The following is an 18,599-nucleotide window of genomic DNA, read 5'->3' as shown; positions in this document are numbered from 1 at the left end:
TCACATCTGAAGACATTCACGCAACTCAATACGATATGGGGTGCGACCATGTAGTGAATCAAGTGCGTCACAACAGGCGCACAGAGACCTACAATAATGACAAAACGTCGTAAGTTCCTCGCTGGACTCGGAGCGCTCGCAAGTGGATCGGCAGCTGCGGTTGGTACTGGTGCGTTCACGAGTGTAACTGCTGACCGCTCGGTTGATGTTGAAGTGGCAGACGACGCGGACGCGTTGCTTAGTATTATTCCCGATGAGCGCAGTGGCTCACCAACTGCGAACGCAGAAGAATACGTCGACACCACCGGTGGAACGGTTAGCCTCGACTTCACCGGTACCGACTCCGGTGCAACGGGGATCAACGATGAGGCAACGACAATCATTGACGACATACTCACCATCGAGAACCAAGGAACGCAGGGTGTTTACGTCGGCTACACTCACCCAGCGAGCCCGACAGGGAACTTCGCGCTCTATCACGAGGATCAAGACTTCCGCGGGCCTGGTGGCGGGAGCAATTACGATGCTAGCGCCGGAAACTACAACAATGACGGCCAGTTGAACATCAACACTGCTCCTGACGCTGATGGGGACGGAAATCCGGACCTCGTCTTCCTTGGTCCAGGTGATAAGCTGGAGCACATCGGGTTGTTCTTCTTTGGTAGCCCAGACGCCAGTGCGATCAGTGCTGACCCGATCACGTTCAAGGCTGCTGCTAGCTTCGACGACCTGTAACAACAATACTTGACAATGAACCGACGGAAATTCATTGCCGCACTCGGCGCGGCGGCGACAGGCACCTCGGCAGCAGTAGGCACCGGTGCATTCACGAGCGTGAGCGCTGACCGGGGCGTGTCAGTTAGCGTGGCCGACGATAGTGACGCGCTGTTAGCGTTCGAAACTGCTAATTCCGGCCCAAACAGCCAGTACACGGAGACGACCGGCGGCACGCTGAGCATCGACATCTCCGGGAGCAACGACAACATCGCGGGTGGTGGTGAAGGTATCAACCAGAACGCCACCACCATTATCCGGGATATGTTCGACATCCGGAACCAGGGTACGCAGCCGGTGTTCGCGTACGTTGAAGACAGCCCGGATAACTTCGGACTATTCGCCGACTTCCCGGCGCACGCTGAACCCGGTGCGCCGGCACAGCCGTCGAGCGGTCCAAGCGAGCCGACGACCGGACTCGGTGAGGGCGAGACCGGGCAGGACGCCATTTCGATCGACGGTGGCGGCAACATCGGAGCGAGCATCCCTGCGCGGATCTACCTGGAGGCCGGCGAGGCGCTGCGGGAGGTTGGGACGTTCTTCTTTGGCAGTAATCTCCAGGACGTGGATGGCAACATCACGCTCAAAGCCGTTGCTGTCTCCAACACTGAGGCGACCGTTGACACTTCTCCGACCGGCGCATTCGTTGACGTGACCGACCCGACGCCGTAGTCGACCAACGCTCGAGTCATCGCCCATGTCCGGCATTTCGGCGGTTCGATTCCGCCGGTGGGTCTTCGGAGCGACGATCAAATATGAACCGAAGAAAATTCATCGCTACACTCGGCGCGGCGACAGCAGGCACCTCGGCAGCGGTCGGCACCAGCGCGTTCACAAGCGTGAGTGCCGACCGAAGTGTTAGTGTTGAGACTGCTAGTGATGCAAACGCCTTCCTCGCGCTGGAACCTTCCCCTGGTGCGAACGGTAACTATGCTACCACGGAGGATGGAATGCTTGCCATCCAACTGGATGGGAGTGACAATACGCCAGAAGGTAACGGGGTGAACAACAACGCAGAGACCATAATCAAGGATGTCTTCCGGATGCGGAATCAGGGGACGCAACGAGTCTACGTGTACATCGAAGACACATCAGGTCAGGTGACGTTCAAACTAAGTAGAGCAACTTCGGAAAGGTGGATCAATGACTCGCCTGTCTCAACTCTAACGCCTAATGAAGTAGTGGACGTTGAAGGGAGCGAGAATGCGATCTTGATTGATCCCGGTCTTGAAGTGATGATACACATGTACATTGACACGACCGGCGATAGCACGCCCGACACACTTCTCGATGGAGACATCACCATTCAGGCGAAGGCTGATCCTCCAGCAGGTAGCCCATTCGAGAATTGACTGGGATTAGAACTTACACCTCCCAAATGAGACATCGAACCAATCTCTTTGGACTGGCGGGTGTTCTTGGGGGTGTACATTCGTATTGGGGATTGGCGCGTTCACCAGCGTACGTCTTGAACGCGAAGTGTTGAGTCCTATGAGTCCCGTTATTATTGAATCATGAGCAAACTGAAAACACTTAGCCTGCTCCTACTACTTGTCTCAATTACAGGGATCATGGTTGGGTCGGGCGGATTCACGGCTCTATCCGCGGACCGTGGTGTGTCTATCGGTGTCGAAAATGACGAGAGCGCGTATATTGGCTACGAGTCTAGCGACTTGACCGTCAAAAATGGCACAACGATTGATTTGGTATATATAACGAATCGACTCCCGGACAGTATCGATGTAACAGACATTACCATCAAAGATGGTGATTTCACGATTAGTGAGTTAAAAACACCGACCGACATCTCACCTGGTAAAAGCGGGACGATTCAGGGCACAGTAGTATGTACACCGAGTGAAAGCCAAGCGATCGAGTTGTCGGTAACAGTGAGCGGAAGCGATGTTACCACACAACTTGCTGGCGACACAACAACTCGGAGGTTCATGATCGTGTGTGCGTCAGAAAAAGAAGATGGAGACGATGGGGAAGAATAGTACTTGATGATCTAATAAATAATCATCTGGTTGTATGTTCCTATTAATTCGAATGTGCCCTCTGGTCACGAATAATGGCCCCAGTACACCCTCACCGGTGGATGTCGGCCCCGATACGGTCCCGCGTGTTTGATTCAATACGTAACGTCCGAGAAACGTGTCTGACGGGGGGATCGGCCGCCAATATGTCGGAAAAGAAACTATTACGGAACCGCTCGCGGTCGCGACGGTCCGCAAATTAGCTAAGACGCGCCGATCGTGTTAATTAATACTCGGCTTCGATGTGTTTTATTTGTCTCAGTTCGCTCTGTAAATGTGAATAATATCGTTTGTTCGACTGCATCCAGTTTTCAAGCAACGCCTTCAATTGTTTCAGGCACCACGTTATCAAGACATCTGAGCTATAACGGCCCGTAACACAGCGATGCCCACCGCCCGCCGCACCCTGACTCTCACCCTGCTGCTCGTAGCGGCGGGTTCGCTGATTTTCACTACGGGCGCGGCGGTGGTTGACGGCCCGGCCGACACCGTCGCCGACGGCGACCTCGCGGTCCAGCCCGCCGACGGCCCGAATGGACAATACGCCTACCTGAACGACGACGACGAGATTGCGATCGACGTGTCGGCGTCGAACCCGAATATCCAGGATCCTTCCTTCGAGGGTGTCAACATTGGGACGATCGGGACGATCGATGAGGTGTTCACTATCACGTACACGGGCGAGCAGTTCGCACGCGTCTGGATCGCGTACCCGAACGAGTCCGTCACCTTCGTCGCCGACGGGGAGTCAATTGAGGGCAACGAGAGCAGCGTCACGCTGGCGCCGAACGAGACGGTCACAGTCGGCCTCGCACTCGACACGCGCGGCGCGACCGTCGGGGCGCGACTGGGCGCCGACGAGTTCTCGATCGAGGCGGAGCTCGCGGAGCCCGAGAATGTGGCCGACCCGTCGCCCGCCACGGACGGGTTTGCCGGGGGGACCGACGGCGGCGACCCGAGCATGACGGTCACGTCTCCGAGCGAGACCAGCCGCGGGTTCCGCGCGACCGATGTCGCTCGCGGGGGCTCGGTTCGGTTCGAGGCCGACGGGATGTACCTCGCGGGCGGGAACGTCACTCTCGACTGGCTCGGCTTGAGTGGCGTCCGGACCGAGAGCGTCGAGGTGAACGCGGTCGGCAGTCCCAACCCAGTCGCGAACGGGAGCGCGCTTGCCGCGCCGACGAGCCCGCGCCCGATCTCGTACCTCGCCGTGGACCACGACTTTGCGCCCGACGAGGTCGACGAGATGACGATCCGGTTCAGCGCCGACCGGAATTACCTCGACGCGATCGGCGCCGAACCCGAGGCCGTGACCCTCTACCGGCAGACCGACGCGGGCGAGTGGGCGGAAAAACCGACCGCTGTCGTTGACGACCCGACCCGGACGCGGGGGGTCTCGGCGGACCGCGTCCACTTCCGCGCGACGACCACGGAGTTCTCGACGTTCGCGGTCGCGGCGCACGCGCCCCGGTTCGACTTGACCGACGCGACAGTCACGCCGGGGGCGACCGAGCCAGGCGAGGCGGTGACCGTACGGGCGACCGTTCGGAACGGGGGCGGCGCGGCCGGCGAGCGAGCAGTGACGCTCACCGCCGACGGCGACCCGATCGGGAACAAGACCGTGGCGCTCGCGCCGAACGAGACGGCGACCGTTGCGCTCCGCGGGACCGTCGAGACCGCCGGGACGTACGAGCTCGCGCTCGACGGGACGCCGGTCGGGACCCTGACCATCGGCGACGCGGGGGACGGCGACGCGCGGGAATCCGCGGCGGGAAGCGGCTCCCCGCAAGCGGGCGGCTCCGCGCCGGCGACTGAACCCGGCGACGACGCCGGGAGAGACGCTCCCACGGAGGAGCCTGGCGGCGTGGACCTCGTCGACTTCGGCGGACTGCTCGCCGCCCTCCTCCTCGCCGTGATCGGGCTCGCCCTATTCCGCCGGGTATCGCGCTCGTGAAGCGCGGGAGCCGCTGGCGTCCAGTTCGCGGCCCCGGCCTTGCGGTCGGCCTCCGTTATCTGCTTCGAGACGTACGCCGAGAGATATGATAGAGACGGCAAGGCGAATACACTCGCCTTTAGGCGAGTGATGAAGCCGACATGATTGGCAGCAATCCACCAGCCAAACGTCTGTTTTGAGTTTCCATAGTGGCGTATAACTGACAGGCACATCCGAGAGAGACACCCTGTCAAATGAAACGGGGCGAACTGTATTCTGAATGACTTTCCGACGCGACCGAGGAGTGGGAAGGTGGAGAGATAGGCACCTCGATACGATAGAAGCACAAACCGTTGAGCCTACCGTCAAGCAGGTCTACAGGCGGAGCAGTCCGAGTGCCCCGGAGTTTGACTCCGAGGCGGTTCACGCTCGCTTGTGTGTCGGAACTGAGACGAGAGGGAGGAGTGGAAGCGCTAGCGGTTGTCGATGTCTGTGGCCTCCTCCAGCCGCTTAACACGTTCGCGCAGCTCTTCGAGGGCGGGATCCTCGGCCCGCACATCCTCCAGCGGGCGGACGTCGGTGAGCGCCTCGTCGACGCGGTCGTCTTCAGCTTCGCCGCCGAGGTAGAGGTCGCGACGATCTTGGTGGAGACTCCGGAGCGTCGACTCGGCGATGCCGGTGTCGCCGGCGACAGTCGCAAACGACTCACCGCGGTCGACACGGGTGAGGGCCTCCCGAACGTGTAGGAACTCGGCCGGATCAACGCGGAGGTAGCCGTCCTCAACGACGAACCCTGCTGGCGGCCTCCCAGTCCACTTTCCGGCGGACTGTGCGGCCCGGACGCCAGACCGTATCCGCTGGAGCTTTTGTTGGTATTCTATCTGGGCGAGGTCGCCCATCAACCAAGCGACCATGCTGTATATTGTCTGCTGGGGCTCCCCGTCGTCAACGTGGGTCTTCAGGCCGAAGTCGAGGGCTTCGACACCGGTGTCGTGTTCCAAGCAGTGCTGGATGAATTCGTGAATCTCAGTCGGGCCGAGGCGAGAGAGCCGACTGATTTCGTGAACGACCACGAGATCGAACTGTCCCGTCTCGATGTCGTCGAAGAGTTGGTTGTACACCTCGCGGGTGTCGGTGTCGGCAGCGCCCGAGACGATTTCGGGATAATCCTCGATGTCTTTGACACCGAGACGCTCCAGATGTTCATGGGCTTCGTCGAGCTGCCGAGAGACGTCTTGGTCCGATGTCGAGACGCGGGCGTAGATTGCTGCGTCTGAGGGTCCGTTTTCGCTCACGTTTTCGAGGACGTGGTATTGTATTAAACAGGTGGGGGTTACTGCGCTTTTGTGTATAGCACTACCTTCTCGACGAATCTTGAGATCAGCTGTCCAGTACAGAGGGATAGTGAAACAGCAGTATATATTTAGGATTTGGTAGGTTGATCAGTACAGGCCGTACACTAATGTGAATGGCATCCAACCCATGTTACGTGACCGAAACTGTCCTAACGAAACAAAAGATTGAGCCTGACAAGGTCGACCGGCTCAAGGAGTGGATGGACGAAGTCCGGGAACGGGAGAGCGAAGTTGTCGAAACGTTCCAGTCGGAAGGAATGCAGACCGAGGCGGCATTTCTTGAACATGAGGACGACGGTGTGTACCTCGTCTATTTCATGGAAGCCGAAGACCTACGCGAAGTTTACGAGTCGTTCAGCGAATCAACGCATGATATCGATCAGGAACAAAAAGAGGTCATGGACGATGTTCTGGAAAATCCCAAGGATCTTGGAGTCGGAAACTACGAACTGCTCTATCATATGGTCAATCCAGACCGCGCGTAGCCACGGAGTACACGCACCTTTCAGTGACCAGTTGTTTCAGACAAGAACCTATCTGAAGAAGAGGATTTCAACAGAGCCAGAAATCAGTAAATCGAAAGCCGCACGGAAGCGCCGCCGTGAAAACAGTGGACGCGAAGGGACACCACCGACTGGTCTGGACTGGGACGATGATCGGCATGGATGGGTTCCAGATGACGACTTCGAATCCGTACTGCGCATTTTGGCGCTGAAAGACGAGGGGTACACCCACCGCGAAATTGTTTCAGAAATCGATGTCGCAGGCAGTACCGGCACTGTCACCAATATCCTCAACCGACGCGAAGAGTACGAATCTCAGATGCTGGAGCACGGATGCACGTACCCAGATGTGAAGCCATGATCGGCATAGCCGTCAATCGAACAAAATATTGTGGGTGGAAAGATACGTCGGGGTATGCGATGGGACGCTGTTGAACCAGGGAATATACAGGGTGTATACGCGATTTTCGTCAAGGGAACGGACAACTGCTTGTACGTCGGAGAATCGGGAAACCTCAGAAGCCGCATTAACGGCCACTTCAACAATAGCAAGAAGTCCGATTTACGTGGCTATGTACAACGAGATGAGAATTCTCCCGTTGAGGCGAAGGAACTTCAATACGTTACAGAGGTACGGATTATACAGATGCCGGGGAGTGAGGCTATTCATCGAAGGACTGTCGAGAGGAAACTCACCGACAAACTCGAACCAGTCTATCCAAAATAACCGGCAGCGTTCGCTTCTCGTCTACTTCTGCCAAGGTACAGGGTACAGTTCGTCGAGCTCAAACCCACGCGCGTCTCCTTCACTGTCGATCAGCTGCACCGTCACGTCTTCGTCACGGTAATCTACTATCGCCTGAAGACACCGGCCACACAAACCAGACTCTCCATCCTCAGAGTACACAGCAACACTCGTGATCCCGACAGCGCCGTCGGACACCGCCTTGGACACGGCTAGTTCGATAGCGTGTGCACCCCAGCCATCACCTTCGACAGGAATGCCCGTGTAGAGATCTCCATCACCCGTGGATACTGCTGCACCAACAGAAACCTCTCCTTCAATCTGTGTTACCGCCTCGACAGCAGCCTCATGTATGTCATCCTGCTGATCAGTATCATCCTCTTCGTCACCGTCGTCGGTTGCTTGTTCCGGTGTTGTAATCCCGAGATTGTCCGGGGTTAGGCGTCGGACACTAGCCGGGGACAGGATTGAATTTTGCATTCCGAGCCGCGTCTGTTTTTGTTCACTCATGCTTCTCGAACGCCTCCTCAGTAATGTTGGAATCACCTGTTTCGTACAGGTGCGCGAACGCTGTCCCACCAATGTCGTACCCGAATTCCTCTGCGAACGCAGATACTAACGTGTACGCTGATGGGTCGTCAGTGTCGAACGCGTAGTCGCGGAATAGGAATGCAGAAAGCGATTCGATGGGGATTTGCTCGCCGTCACTGATATTTAACCGAGCGAGCTTCCAGTGATCGGTGTTCAGTGCCCATTTTGCGTTATGCCCGCCTTCCTCAAGTGTCGCCACCTGCATCAAGGGAGAAGTCGATCGGAGCGACGAAGGCGCGTACGTACCGGCCACGTTCTCGTTGAACCAGAGTGAGGTCTCAGAGGGGTTTTGGGCTTGTGTGAACGGCACGAGATAGGGCTTGTCTCCCTCGATCACTTGGAAGTACGAGTCAAAGAACTCGTTGTAGGGGAATGAGAGGTTGGTCGTTCGTCCTTCCAGCCCAGCTTGTTGTTGCAGACACAGATACCCGGGGAATAGTCTGTGTATTGGTGTCTCTACGAGTCTCCAGAAGCAATTTTTGACAACGCTGGGTTTCAGGACGTACTGAGTCATTATTCTTGATACCGAGCGAGTGATTGGTTCTGGTCGAAGTTCGACGTGTCAAGATCGGTTCCCCAGGAATGGTAGCGCAGTTCGTTAGCGACTTTGATGGTGGTTCCCGACCCGGCGAACGGATCGTATACGAGTCCTGGTTCGTATTCGGGCGATTCGCACTCGCATGCCGTCCACCCGGCTGTCGTCCACTGGGGGAAGGTGAACTCGCGGAAATACCCACCAAGAACTTCTTTCGCCTCGTCAGCCAGTTCTTGTACCTTCTCGGCGTTCGAGCCTGCACCGTCCTGAATCTCCTTCGCTTTGCCCGCGTCGCTGATACCGACGGCCTGAATCGCGCGAAGGTGATCTTCAGTCAGGTCAGATTGTTCGTACAATTCAATCGCGCGTTCAGCCTGCGGTCGGCTAGTATCGAGGTCATCGAGACCTCTTTCTCGAATTCGTTCGCGTGGGTTTCCGCATTTTTGACAGACTGACGGTGGGCACGCGAGTGTGATTGCTCGCTGTGCAAGTTCTTCCGGGAATGGAGCGAGATGACCGCCGGTGTTGCGGTCGTGGTTCATGTGCCAGACGTCACCTGGGTTTGAACCGTTCCCGAAGGCGTTGGAGTAGCCGTGGAGGTCGTAGTAGTAGTCGTCGTTCCGCACAAGATGGATGATGTGCTCGTGTCGCGGGACTAGCCGGTCTTTTGCGGGTGACGGCATTCCGTTGTCTTTCGCCCAGAGAATGTCGTTTCTGACGATCCAATCGGCTTCCTGGGCTGCTCGAACGAACCGCCCTGGGATGCCGACGAGACTCTTGTTGTGGTAGGTGTCGCCGATGTTGATGAAGACGGAGCCGTGCGGGCGAAGGAACTCGCGCCACCGGTCAAGTGCGTCAACGAGGTTATCGATGTAATCGTCTGGGTCTTTCTCCTGGCCGAGTTGATCCTCGATTTCGTAGTCTCGCTTCCGCCAGTAAGGTGGGGAGGTAACAATCAGATCAACCGAATTCGATTCGAGACTGATTTGCTCGGTATTGTCTGAAACGCTCTCTTCGTCAGCGTCTTGCGGAACGACGTTACTGGCATTGGCCCGTTCGACAGTTGCCTTCAGTTCATCTCGCTCCGGGATGTTGCCCTGGGCGTCACGGACATCTTCGATTGTAACGTCACCGTGGTGCTTGAGCTGGTCTTTCAGTTCACCGTGTAGGTCTCTGGCCAGTTCTGTGTTGTCACAGAGATAGTTGTATACCTCGGGTGCGCTGGCGTCATTTTCGGTGTACGTGCCGTCAGAGAAGTTATCGAGACTGGCGATGTTCTCGACATCATCGAGGTATTCACTGACGATAGAGATGATTTCCCGAACACCGGGATCTAGGCGATCCATCTCCACCTCTTCTGATGGTTCTGCTCCATCCTTACTCATTGTACAAACCGCCCTTTTCTATTCATAAGTGTACTTCGTAATTGATTCGCTTCCTGCGAACCCGCGCGCACGTGTTCACTAGCCTTCATACTCTTCGACAACCTCCATTGTGAGCTCACTCAACGCATCGTCCTCAGGTCCGAACACACGCCCGTGTAGCTTTTCGATGCCGCCGTTGGCGTACTCTTCGGCAATTTCGTAGACGAACCGTTCGTCACGAAGCACATCCAGAGAGCGTTCTTCTCGAACAGCAATCGCTTCGATTACACCTTCTTGTTCCTCTCGCAACGATGAACGACCGAACAGTGCGTGTTCTTTTCCATCGAGTTCGACGCTCCCGGCTTTGCGTCGCCCGTAAGCCATAGCGAACGTGAACAGATCGTGTAAATCCACTTCATAGAACGGAGACGTTTCCTTGGTGCGAAGATCGGTGTATAGGCTCCGTTTTTCCTTCTCAATGTGAACGTCACGACGTGCTTCTGTTTCTTCGTACTTTTCGCTCTGCTGTTGTTGGTCGCTCATGGGGAGGGTACCTCCGTCACTTCGTCGGAGTAGTCCAAATGGTACTCGTTCGCAACCTTATCCTTCAGGAATACACGCACCTCATCGGTGTACTCTTCGTCAGTCATCAGGAACGTAACCTGCGTGTCCTCGAGGTAGTTCGGTACGTTTTGCGCGATGCGTTTTTTGGGTTTGGAGGATATGCGACCGAGCGGCGTGTCGATAAGGATTGGTGCACTAAACCCGCTGATTTGTGCGAGTGCACTCATGAACGACAACGCCAACACCTGTCGTTCGCCCGCCGAGAGCGAACCGAGGTTTTTCTCACCACTCGGCCCGTACACGTGTACCTCGTATTCGTCCGTCAATTCGATATCGTACGGCTCGTCTTTCCAAATCAGGTCGTTGAAGAACTGTTCCAGCGAGTCCTCCGTTTCCGTCCGAACTTGCTCCAGGATTTCTTTCTCGATCCCTTCGATTTTCTCGCTGGCGTTCTCGACAAACGAGATTTTTCGAAGGATTGTCTCGTGTTTCTTTTCACGCTCTACCTCTCTCTGCCAAGCCTTCTTGCGCTCCTCGACTTCCTCCTTCTTCTGCTCGATCTTGCCTCGGAGTTGACCGAGGTCTTCACGCATGTCCTTGATGCGACCGTCGATGCGCTTACGCTGCTTCTCGAGTTCAGCAACGTCAACGTCGTCAGGAATCGTTTTGCTTTCTAACTCAGCAGAGATTTCCAGCAGCTCATCGTTGATATCGTCGATATCGTCTTTGATGTCCTCGACGCGTCGTTTCCGCTCTTTGGCTTGATCAACAAGGTCATCGCCTCGATCTAGTGCACGCTGCACTTTGCGTCGGCCATTGACGCTTTTTGACGCTGCTTCAGTGATTTTCTTCTTAAAGTGCTCAATGTGTTCGCGCTTCTCCTCCTCATTTTCAATGTTCGTACCGCAAATACACTCGCCTTCATCAAGCAGTTGGTCTAACCACCACTCCGGGATGTCAGGTGGTTCCTCGCCGCTCTCCTCTCTTTCACGGAACAACTCGACAGTGTACTGGAGTGCGTCTTGGCCGTAGGCAACTGGGCCCGCACGCGAAAGCGAGATAGCTGCGTCCTCACGCGTGTTCTGTAGCTCCTCCTTTCGATCATCGAGACGCTCGTTCAAGTACCGACGACGTTGTTGTTTTTCACGAACGTCAGGGTCTGTACTGTCGGCTAGTTCCTCATCGATCCCATCGATGCTCTCGTTCGCCTCTTCGATATTCTCTTCCAGATCTTCTTCCTTTTCATTCAGCTCGTCCAGCTCATCTTGCGCGTCCTCGTACTCTTCGTGCAGTTCTTGGGGCTTGCCTTCAACGTCGGAAGCCTCTCGTTCCAAGTCCTTCTGCATTGTTTCGAGATGATCGATACCTCGTTCGAGCAACTGGATGTGTGACACGTCGAGAACAGCGTCTTTCACACGCTGCGTATATCCTTCCTCAAAGAATTTGTCGAGCTGCTCTCCGTCGAACAGGAAGTACTGATGAACACGCGTCGGGAGTATTTCTCGAAGACGCGTATTCGGGTTCTCTACGTTTTGCCAATCGGCACCAAATTTCTGTCGCAGCTGGAGATCCTCGATGACGCTGTTGTACTCGTCGTTATCGACTTTTGCAGTGCGGAATTTCCGCGTGAAAATGTACTGCGGCTCATCCTTACCCAGCGTAATCTCGATATGACCTCGGACAGATTCGCCCACGTCAATTGCTTCGAGTTCTTTTAGATTTGCGACAGGGTCTGCACCAAGACCTCTGTCGTTTGAGTCGTCAATATGGGGCTCTTCGTTGTAGAAACAGAGCGTGATCGCATTCAGGATGTTTGATTTACCGGAACCATTCTGGCCTTCAATGACGTTGATATGCTTATCGGGCGATGTCTCCAGCGAGATCTCTTCGACACCCTGAAACTGCCTGTAGTTGTTGAGCTCGATTTTGAAAATTTGGATGTTGTTCATTCGTTTGTGTAGTCTTCGAGCGATTCGTTGTTGGCGTAGTCCTCGACGAGTTGGTGGTACTTCTCAGCGTATTGCGGGCGTTCTTGGTCGAGTTTGGTTCGCTCGTGCTTCAAAATCTCTCGAATGAACGACCGGTATTCGTCTTCCTCGATCTCGTCGGTCTTGTCGAGGATCAGCGAGTGCACCTCAGAATCCTTCATGGGTAACTATTACACACATATAACTAGGGTTAGATAATTCATTCCTTCGCAGAAAAGGTGTCTGGTTTGAAACAACTAGATGCGGTACTTCACACGAATATCGTCAATCACGTTCAGTGCTGTGTGCTTGTTGTTCGCGTTCTCGGCGAACTCAGCAAACCGATCAAGCTCCTTTTCCAGGAGCTTACGCTCTGAGCCGCTTACATCGTCACCAGGATTTTTCGACGGTACGACAACCATATCGTAGATCGTTGCCTTGTCTTTTCCCTTCGCTTGCCGGAGTACACGCCCGCGACGCTGAATGAATTGCATCGGGTTACCACTATTAGACATCAAAATCGCCTGACGCGTGGCCGGCACGTCAACACCCTCGTCGAGACACTTCATCGCTACTAGCGCATCCCAACCGCCCGCATCGAACCCTTCCAATAATTCATCGCGTTGGTCTTCGTCTTCGTGATAGGTGAATTTGTGATGGACGATGCCCTCTTCATTCAGGATTCGCTGTACGTCATCGATTTGGTCTGGGTTCGTATACACCAGCAAATGATCGGGGTTGTCGATTTGCTGAAGGATGCGTCGTAAGTGCCGGTATTTGTTCTCAGCGCTCTTGACGATCGATGCCCGTTTCATCGCAAGGTGCTCAACGACCTCTTGCTCAATCTTGTCGCTTGCCGCTGCACTCGCCAGTTTCTTCGACTCCTGTTGGTACTCTTCCAGCTCTTCTGCAGTCATTTCGACGATGATCGGTTCATAGTCGTACGGCGTCAGATACTCAGGTACTGCATCGGCCAGCGAATACTCGTACACGATCCCTCCGAAGTAATCCAATAAGAACTCAGTACCCTCCTCGTCATAGTGTCGCTCGGGTGTGGCAGACAGCCCGAGTCGAGCATTATATTCGTCCAGCAGTCCCTTGCGTTGCTCCTCGGAACCGAGCCCATGAACCTCATCCGCGATCAGAACGTTGTTCCCGTCAATACTGCTGATTTTCTCCCGGAAATACTCCTCACTGAGTGTCTTGTGAGTAGTGATGATGAATTCCCGATCCCGGAAGTCCAGTTTAATGTTGCTAACGACACGAGAGAGGTCAGATTTCCAGTCGCTATTCGCTGTACCGAACAGGAACCGAGGGGACGGGAATCCGAATATATCCATCTCTTCGGCCCATTGGGTAGCCAGATGTGTGACCGGCACCGCAATCACGCAAATTGTCGGCGAGTGCTGTTGTTCGAGGTATTCATCGAGAGCGGCGAGTGCGGTGAACGTCTTCCCTGTGCCGGTAGCCATACGCAGTAGTCCGTGACAGTTGTTTTCGAACCAGTTATCGACTGCTTCGCGCTGGTAGTCCCGGAGTGTGATTTCATCGTTCTCTTCCATCGTAGGCTGGTCATCCGGGTCTTCGAACGGAGTGTATGGACGATTGTCGTAGTCACGGAGTTCAGCGATATCCTCTGCGATTCCATCTGGGATGGAGTACGTGTCGACGTTCGGGTCTCGGTCTTTCCAGAGGTCTTCGAAGCGTTGTTCGTGGCTGTCTACGCCTTCAGCGTCGCGTGTACCGAGCCAGTCGCAATCAACGCTGTAGGCTTCGTAGTTGCGAAGGGCTTGTTCACTGTCGTTCTGGCTACCGTGGAATCCGACGCGGTTGCCGTCTGCGTCGTAGAATATTCCGAATTTGTCGTGGAAGTCTCCGCCTGAGAGAGATTCAGTGGGGATGGCGAATTTGATTTCAAGCAGGCCGTCGGCGATCATCCATGCGACAGCGTTCCGAGTGTCGTATTCCAAGTCGTATCTGAGATCGTTGATGGTCTCTTCGAGGGTTTCGTGTAGGACTTGGTCGCTGCGCGCTTCGTCACCTTTCTTGATGGCTTCCCAGTCTTCTTCGGTGAGTTTCGGGCTGGTAATCCATTTCGCGGTTCCATCGTTGTCGGCTAGTTCTGCAACTCCTCGTGCAGCTGATTGTAGCCAATTGGAGGTGAAGTATCCGACACCGCGTTTGTATTCGATAGAGCGGGAGAGGAGAGGCTCGTAGAACTCGTCGACAAAGTCTGTTTGGGAGGTATTGAGTACGCGTGGAAGGTCGAGATCTTTGAATGTTACACTGTCCGAGGCCATCGATACTATCGAATGTGTTCCAAGTGACGGGTTAAGAGTGTTGTTGACGGATGTACGAAACCACTTGAACTGGTGACTGTGGGCCTTGTTTAGACGCCAGCGTTCAGCGGTCTGCCCCTCAATCGCGCGTTCGATGTTTCGGACCGCTGATTTCATGACAAGTTCGCGGAATTGACCAAACCACGTTCTCGCCCACAGCGTCTCACCGTATCTCTGCCGTAAGCCGAAAAAAACCGATTCAGCGTTCGAACGCTGGTTATACCCCCGGTCGTGGATGACTAAGTTTCCCGCCCGTCCTCGGAAGCCTGGGCCACGTTGCGGAATCAGCGGTGTGATACTTTCAGTACGCAACCTCGTCCAAAGTGCTTCCCAGTCGTATCCTTTATCAGCCGCTACAGCCGTCAGCTTGTCGAGATTCCGGACCAAAACCTGCCAACCGACCTGTGTATCGTGCGGTTGTTTCATTGAACAGTGTATATCGAGAATCGCACTCGTTTCACAATCGATGAGCAGCGTGGTTTTCACCGAGTCAAACGTGTAATCTGTCCGTTCCGCGTAATGCTGGCTCGCTTGGACGCTATCCACGGTGATCCTCCCCGCCGGTCGCGAGGACGCCTTCGAGGACTACAAACAGTTCATCCGAGATGGGCACCCAATTGAGGATATTGAGTCCTACCTCAATACAAGTATGAGATTTGGCGACTAAAGGCCGCCAGAAGCCCTCGAGAACAGAGTCACTCTTCCTCGTACGTGATGTTCATCAGCCATTGCGAGAAGGCGTCTGCCTGCGGATCGACCTCTTCTTCACCAATGAATGGCGAGAGCATGTCACCCGCCATCAGCAGTGAAAAGTCACGATCAGATGCTGTTGGTTCGAGATAGTAGGTCCGTTGACCTTCGTACACCGTTTCCTCACGCTGGATCAGCTCGGCACTCTCAAGCGCTTCGACTAGTCGGCTTCCTTTTCGCGAAGAGACACCCAGCTCTTTCCAAAAGTCGCTCTGGTGAATCCCACCCGTCTCGCGGACCAGTTTAAGACCCGCACGTTCGTCCTCCGAGAGATCAGCCTCACCCTGTGACACACTCATATTCCAACAGCTAACGTGTATCCATTATAATCGTTCTTTCTGTCACTAACACTCGTTATGAGATTGGCCGAGATTATTGTGTTAATTCTTCCACTCGGTAGTACGACAAACCCGCAACGGGCGTTTTCGAGTTAATCCACGCAGCGGGGTCAATCCCTTATGTATCAAACTGGTGGGAAAATGCGATCGAATGCTACATAAGGCCATAACCCAGCGGCAATCAACGGTTCTGGAGCCCTTGCGTAGTAGTTGACTTCGGCTGTGGCCTGTCCATTCTGCTGTGTAATCCGCAGAACGCGTTGGGATCGGGCCACTCTATATTTTGTTCGGAACCGCTACCGAGAGACTATAGAGATGAACTCTTGATAGAGAGGGGAAAAATCGAGATCTCTAGGTAGATCGATCCAACTCCTTGACGGCGAGGAGCGAGATAGTCACCCCTTCAAAGATCGCGATCCTCGTACAGTCATCGGATTCAACACAGCACTTCAAACAGTACACCAGTAGGTCGGCGCTGAGATCCAGCCGCTCTCTTACACACCATCCGTTCGAGTGTAACCACCGACGCGGTCGCGAACGAAACTGCTCTCAGCGTTTGGTAAGAGTCTGAGCAACCGCTATCGGAGACACACCCACCACTGTTTCACGAATTTAGCGAGAGCATCGGAGAATGAGGGCAATAAACCTATCTGGAGAAAGTGGATTCACGAATTGGGTTCGGGGGCAAGAGAGACGCGAACTCAGATAAATCCGTCTGACACCCACCAGTGTTTCATGAATTAATTCAGCTGGACGAACACCATTCCCTAGAGTTCGAGTGAGTACGTTACTCGAAACGGGAAAGCGGTTAACACTCGACTTGGAGACCTAAGCAGCCCTAACTCGGGAGAATAGAGACCAGACACGTCTCTTAAGAACTCATCAAGGGAAGTAAACATCACATTCTTGGATGAACAGTCAACTCGAAGTAACGGATGCCGTTGGGACCCCCACCACTGTTTCAGCAATTTACCCGAATTAGAGGTCGGGTCGAATACGCAGATGAGTCCCGCCAGAGGCGCATATTTATAAACCCTTCAGATAGAGGTTACTATACTTGTCTAAACCGCTTTATCTACTCTTCTACTACTACACTTACTACTATTAAAGAAAAAGTTTATATAATATAAAACAGTCGCTGCGCCTTTAATCCAGCTAAAATAGAGGTATAAGTGGCTGAGAACCGTGTCTTCGTAGTATGACGTTTGTTTCCGTCAAGACTGATGGTTCCCACTCTTTGGCACGAGAATTGCTGAAACGGTGGTGGGGGTGTGGTCTGTCTATTTCGTTTGGAACCACCGGTTGACGACATTCAAGACATTGCTGTAACCGGGGTTTTATTATCTCTTGCTCAGAGGGTTTCGCATATGACCCAGTTCTCGAATACCTCGCCTATTTTCCAACGGGAAGAGGTCCTTCGTGAAGAATATCATCCCGACAATCTCCCCGAACGAACTGACGAGATGGAGGATCTTCATATGTCGCTATCTCCCGCGGCTCGTGGAGTTGGTGCCAACAACGTGTTTCTCCACGGGAAGGCCGGTCAAGGGAAAACCGCTGCTGCGAAAGCCAAACTCTCCGAACTACAGGCCCACGCCGAGGAAGAATCTGAACACTTGGACCTCACGACAGCATATGTCTCCTGTGAATCGCATGATCTCTCAACGTCATACAAGGCTGCTTCCCGTATCTACCAAGAACTCACCGGCAACAGCCGGCCGACTGGTTACGCAACCGACGTCGTGATGGACATGATGTTCGAGGCGATGAACGAGATCGGTGGCACGATCATCATCGTCCTCGACGAAATCGATACGCTCGGAGACGACGACCGGATTCTCTACAGTCTCCCCCGAGCCCGAGCGCAGGATTACGTTGAGGACCACGTCTTCCCTAGCATCATCGGCATCAGTAACGACCTCCAGTGGCGGGATAATCTCAGTCCGAAAGTGAAGAGTTCGCTCTACGACGACTCTGTCCTATTCTCACCGTATGATGCGACGCAGCTCCAGCAAATCCTCCGCCGGCGCGCAGCGAAGGCGTTCCGCGATACCGAACTGACTCCGATCGACGAAGTCGACGCCGATGGAGTTCCGGAGGGAACTGTCGTCGAAATCGACCAATCCGGGCAGGAGTACCTGTTTCGGAGTGGCGTACTGACCGATGACGTGATCCCACTCGTCGCTGCACTTTCGGCACAAGATACGGGCGACGCCCGTCAAGCGATCAAATACCTCCGCAAAGCCGGCGAATTGGCGGACAAACACGGTGACGACCAAGTTAGTGCAGATCACGCCCGTGAAGCCCAAGCGCTCGTTGAGCGAGAAGCTGTTGTCGAGGCTATGCGTGAAATGACAACACAAGCTCATCTTGCCCTTGCCGCACTCACTGCCTTGGAACTTTCCGGGGATGCTCCCGTCCGAGCCAAACCAATCTACGGCGTGTACAAGAGTGTCGCCTCACGAATTGATGCCGACAAACTCGGTCAGCGACGGTTCAAAGACCATCTCCGTGAACTCGACATGCAAGGTATCGCCGAAGGCGAAAAGGTGACCGCGGGTTCAATCGGTGGTCCCGCTTGGGAGTACCAGCTCCAAGTTGATACTGAGATTGCTGTCGAAGTTCTCAAGGATACGGCTCGGTTCGCAGATATCGATTTCGAGCGTATCAGTGCTGATCGACCGAACGCGTAGTCTTGTTCTTGGAGTGATTTTCGACCCTCCGTTCATTTATAAATACCCCACCAGCGTTTCAGCAATTTCAGGATACCTAGCGACCTCCCCTGCTCTTCCGAGGACACCCCCC

General features: G+C 54.6%; 18 protein-coding genes and 1 pseudogene. 9 read left to right on the top strand and 10 right to left on the bottom strand.

Going from position 1 to position 18,599, the window contains the following annotated elements; translation table 11 throughout:
- Positions 1 to 213 precede the first annotated feature (213 nt).
- From DVK06_RS14110 to DVK06_RS14100, 5 genes are all read left to right on the top strand, one after another.
- A complete protein-coding gene (locus DVK06_RS14110; RefSeq protein ID WP_121600741.1) occupies positions 214 to 735 on the top strand; it encodes a hypothetical protein in 522 nt (173 codons plus the stop codon).
- Positions 736 to 864: 129 nt separating this feature from the next.
- Complete coding sequence (locus DVK06_RS14105) at positions 865 to 1,446, top strand: DUF1102 domain-containing protein (protein ID WP_158600091.1); 582 nt, start codon at positions 865 to 867, stop codon at positions 1,444 to 1,446.
- Between the two features lie 83 nt (positions 1,447 to 1,529).
- Positions 1,530 to 2,126 (top strand): hypothetical protein, encoded by a 597-nt coding sequence (locus DVK06_RS18440; protein ID WP_147438106.1) that lies wholly within the window; start codon positions 1,530 to 1,532, stop codon positions 2,124 to 2,126.
- A 162-nt stretch (positions 2,127 to 2,288) separates the two neighbouring features.
- Positions 2,289 to 2,771 (top strand): hypothetical protein, encoded by a 483-nt coding sequence (locus DVK06_RS18435; RefSeq protein WP_147438105.1) that lies wholly within the window; start codon positions 2,289 to 2,291, stop codon positions 2,769 to 2,771.
- Positions 2,772 to 3,195: 424 nt separating this feature from the next.
- Positions 3,196 to 4,764 (top strand): CARDB domain-containing protein, encoded by a 1,569-nt coding sequence (locus DVK06_RS14100; protein WP_121600739.1) that lies wholly within the window; start codon positions 3,196 to 3,198, stop codon positions 4,762 to 4,764.
- A 452-nt stretch (positions 4,765 to 5,216) separates the two neighbouring features.
- Here the strand turns inward: DVK06_RS14100 and DVK06_RS14095 are convergent, their stop codons facing one another.
- Positions 5,217 to 6,038, bottom strand: coding sequence for a recombinase family protein (locus tag DVK06_RS14095; protein ID WP_199718696.1), 822 nt, complete (start codon positions 6,036 to 6,038; stop codon positions 5,217 to 5,219).
- 173 nt (positions 6,039 to 6,211) lie between these two features.
- On the opposite strand from DVK06_RS14095, the gene DVK06_RS14090 reads away from it, so the two are divergent.
- The 3 genes from DVK06_RS14090 to DVK06_RS14085 are packed head-to-tail and all read left to right on the top strand — an operon-like array spanning position 6,212 to position 7,328.
- Positions 6,212 to 6,583 (top strand): DUF6176 family protein, encoded by a 372-nt coding sequence (locus tag DVK06_RS14090; RefSeq protein ID WP_233561743.1) that lies wholly within the window; start codon positions 6,212 to 6,214, stop codon positions 6,581 to 6,583.
- 31 nt (positions 6,584 to 6,614) lie between these two features.
- Entirely contained in the window at positions 6,615 to 6,962 is a 348-nt protein-coding gene (locus DVK06_RS18430; protein WP_147438104.1) for a hypothetical protein, read from the top strand.
- A 54-nt stretch (positions 6,963 to 7,016) separates the two neighbouring features.
- Positions 7,017 to 7,328: a GIY-YIG nuclease family protein gene (locus tag DVK06_RS14085; protein WP_121600737.1), complete on the top strand. Its 312-nt coding sequence runs from the start codon at positions 7,017 to 7,019 to the stop codon at positions 7,326 to 7,328.
- A gap of 21 nt (positions 7,329 to 7,349) precedes the next feature.
- On the opposite strand, the gene DVK06_RS18425 is transcribed toward DVK06_RS14085, so the two are convergent.
- The 9 genes and pseudogenes from DVK06_RS18425 to DVK06_RS14040 form a co-directional block, all read right to left on the bottom strand.
- Positions 7,350 to 7,856 carry a hypothetical protein gene (locus DVK06_RS18425; RefSeq protein ID WP_147438103.1) on the bottom strand — a complete coding sequence of 169 codons (507 nt, stop codon included), beginning with the start codon at positions 7,854 to 7,856 and terminating at the stop codon, positions 7,350 to 7,352.
- Positions 7,849 to 8,451 (bottom strand): hypothetical protein, encoded by a 603-nt coding sequence (locus DVK06_RS14080; RefSeq protein ID WP_121600736.1) that lies wholly within the window; start codon positions 8,449 to 8,451, stop codon positions 7,849 to 7,851. The genes DVK06_RS18425 and DVK06_RS14080 overlap by 8 nt, the downstream gene beginning before the upstream one ends.
- Positions 8,451 to 9,857: a site-specific DNA-methyltransferase gene (locus tag DVK06_RS14075; protein WP_199718694.1), complete on the bottom strand. Its 1,407-nt coding sequence runs from the start codon at positions 9,855 to 9,857 to the stop codon at positions 8,451 to 8,453. Before DVK06_RS14075 ends, DVK06_RS14080 begins: the two co-directional genes overlap by 1 nt.
- Before the next feature lie 78 nt (positions 9,858 to 9,935).
- Complete coding sequence (locus DVK06_RS14070) at positions 9,936 to 10,379, bottom strand: hypothetical protein (protein ID WP_121600735.1); 444 nt, start codon at positions 10,377 to 10,379, stop codon at positions 9,936 to 9,938.
- A complete protein-coding gene (locus DVK06_RS14065; RefSeq protein ID WP_121600734.1) occupies positions 10,376 to 12,349 on the bottom strand; it encodes an AAA family ATPase in 1,974 nt (657 codons plus the stop codon). Before DVK06_RS14065 ends, DVK06_RS14070 begins: the two co-directional genes overlap by 4 nt.
- Positions 12,346 to 12,549, bottom strand: coding sequence for a hypothetical protein (locus DVK06_RS14060; RefSeq protein WP_121600733.1), 204 nt, complete (start codon positions 12,547 to 12,549; stop codon positions 12,346 to 12,348). Before DVK06_RS14060 ends, DVK06_RS14065 begins: the two co-directional genes overlap by 4 nt.
- Before the next feature lie 75 nt (positions 12,550 to 12,624).
- On the bottom strand, positions 12,625 to 14,667 hold the full coding sequence (locus DVK06_RS19720) for a DEAD/DEAH box helicase family protein (RefSeq protein WP_121600770.1): 2,043 nt from the start codon (positions 14,665 to 14,667) through the stop codon (positions 12,625 to 12,627).
- Between the two features lie 120 nt (positions 14,668 to 14,787).
- A pseudogene (locus tag DVK06_RS19355) lies at positions 14,788 to 15,252 on the bottom strand (transposase); the annotation flags it as partial.
- 149 nt (positions 15,253 to 15,401) lie between these two features.
- Positions 15,402 to 15,755 carry a MarR family transcriptional regulator gene (locus DVK06_RS14040; RefSeq protein ID WP_121600732.1) on the bottom strand — a complete coding sequence of 118 codons (354 nt, stop codon included), beginning with the start codon at positions 15,753 to 15,755 and terminating at the stop codon, positions 15,402 to 15,404.
- Between the two features lie 1,406 nt (positions 15,756 to 17,161).
- Between DVK06_RS14040 and DVK06_RS14035 the strand changes: the two genes are divergently transcribed.
- The gene (locus tag DVK06_RS14035) at positions 17,162 to 18,487 is read left to right on the top strand and encodes a Cdc6/Cdc18 family protein (protein ID WP_121600731.1); all 1,326 of its coding nucleotides are present in this window, start codon (positions 17,162 to 17,164) and stop codon (positions 18,485 to 18,487) included.
- The last annotated feature ends 112 nt before the right edge of the window (positions 18,488 to 18,599 follow it).

Source organism: Halorubrum sp. Atlit-28R, assembly GCF_003665955.1.
GTDB lineage: Archaea > Halobacteriota > Halobacteria > Halobacteriales > Haloferacaceae > Halorubrum > Halorubrum tropicale.
Note: the sequence above shows the minus strand (reverse complement) of the source record. Positions and strands in the feature narration are given on the sequence as shown.

Coding starts and splice junctions, on each gene's coding strand:
- DVK06_RS14040 (WP_121600732.1), bottom strand. CDS start 15,755: ATGAGTGTGTCACAGGGTGAGGCTGATCTCTCGGAGGACGAACGTGCG.
- DVK06_RS14080 (WP_121600736.1), bottom strand. CDS start 8,451: ATGACTCAGTACGTCCTGAAACCCAGCGTTGTCAAAAATTGCTTCTGG.
- DVK06_RS19720 (WP_121600770.1), bottom strand. CDS start 14,667: ATGGCCTCGGACAGTGTAACATTCAAAGATCTCGACCTTCCACGCGTA.
- DVK06_RS14100 (WP_121600739.1), top strand. CDS start 3,196: ATGCCCACCGCCCGCCGCACCCTGACTCTCACCCTGCTGCTCGTAGCG.
- DVK06_RS18440 (WP_147438106.1), top strand. CDS start 1,530: ATGAACCGAAGAAAATTCATCGCTACACTCGGCGCGGCGACAGCAGGC.
- DVK06_RS14085 (WP_121600737.1), top strand. CDS start 7,017: ATGCGATGGGACGCTGTTGAACCAGGGAATATACAGGGTGTATACGCG.
- DVK06_RS14060 (WP_121600733.1), bottom strand. CDS start 12,549: ATGAAGGATTCTGAGGTGCACTCGCTGATCCTCGACAAGACCGACGAG.
- DVK06_RS18435 (WP_147438105.1), top strand. CDS start 2,289: ATGAGCAAACTGAAAACACTTAGCCTGCTCCTACTACTTGTCTCAATT.
- DVK06_RS14065 (WP_121600734.1), bottom strand. CDS start 12,349: ATGAACAACATCCAAATTTTCAAAATCGAGCTCAACAACTACAGGCAG.
- DVK06_RS18425 (WP_147438103.1), bottom strand. CDS start 7,856: ATGAGTGAACAAAAACAGACGCGGCTCGGAATGCAAAATTCAATCCTG.
- DVK06_RS14035 (WP_121600731.1), top strand. CDS start 17,162: ATGACCCAGTTCTCGAATACCTCGCCTATTTTCCAACGGGAAGAGGTC.
- DVK06_RS14075 (WP_199718694.1), bottom strand. CDS start 9,857: ATGAGTAAGGATGGAGCAGAACCATCAGAAGAGGTGGAGATGGATCGC.
- DVK06_RS14070 (WP_121600735.1), bottom strand. CDS start 10,379: ATGAGCGACCAACAACAGCAGAGCGAAAAGTACGAAGAAACAGAAGCA.
- DVK06_RS14090 (WP_233561743.1), top strand. CDS start 6,212: ATGGCATCCAACCCATGTTACGTGACCGAAACTGTCCTAACGAAACAA.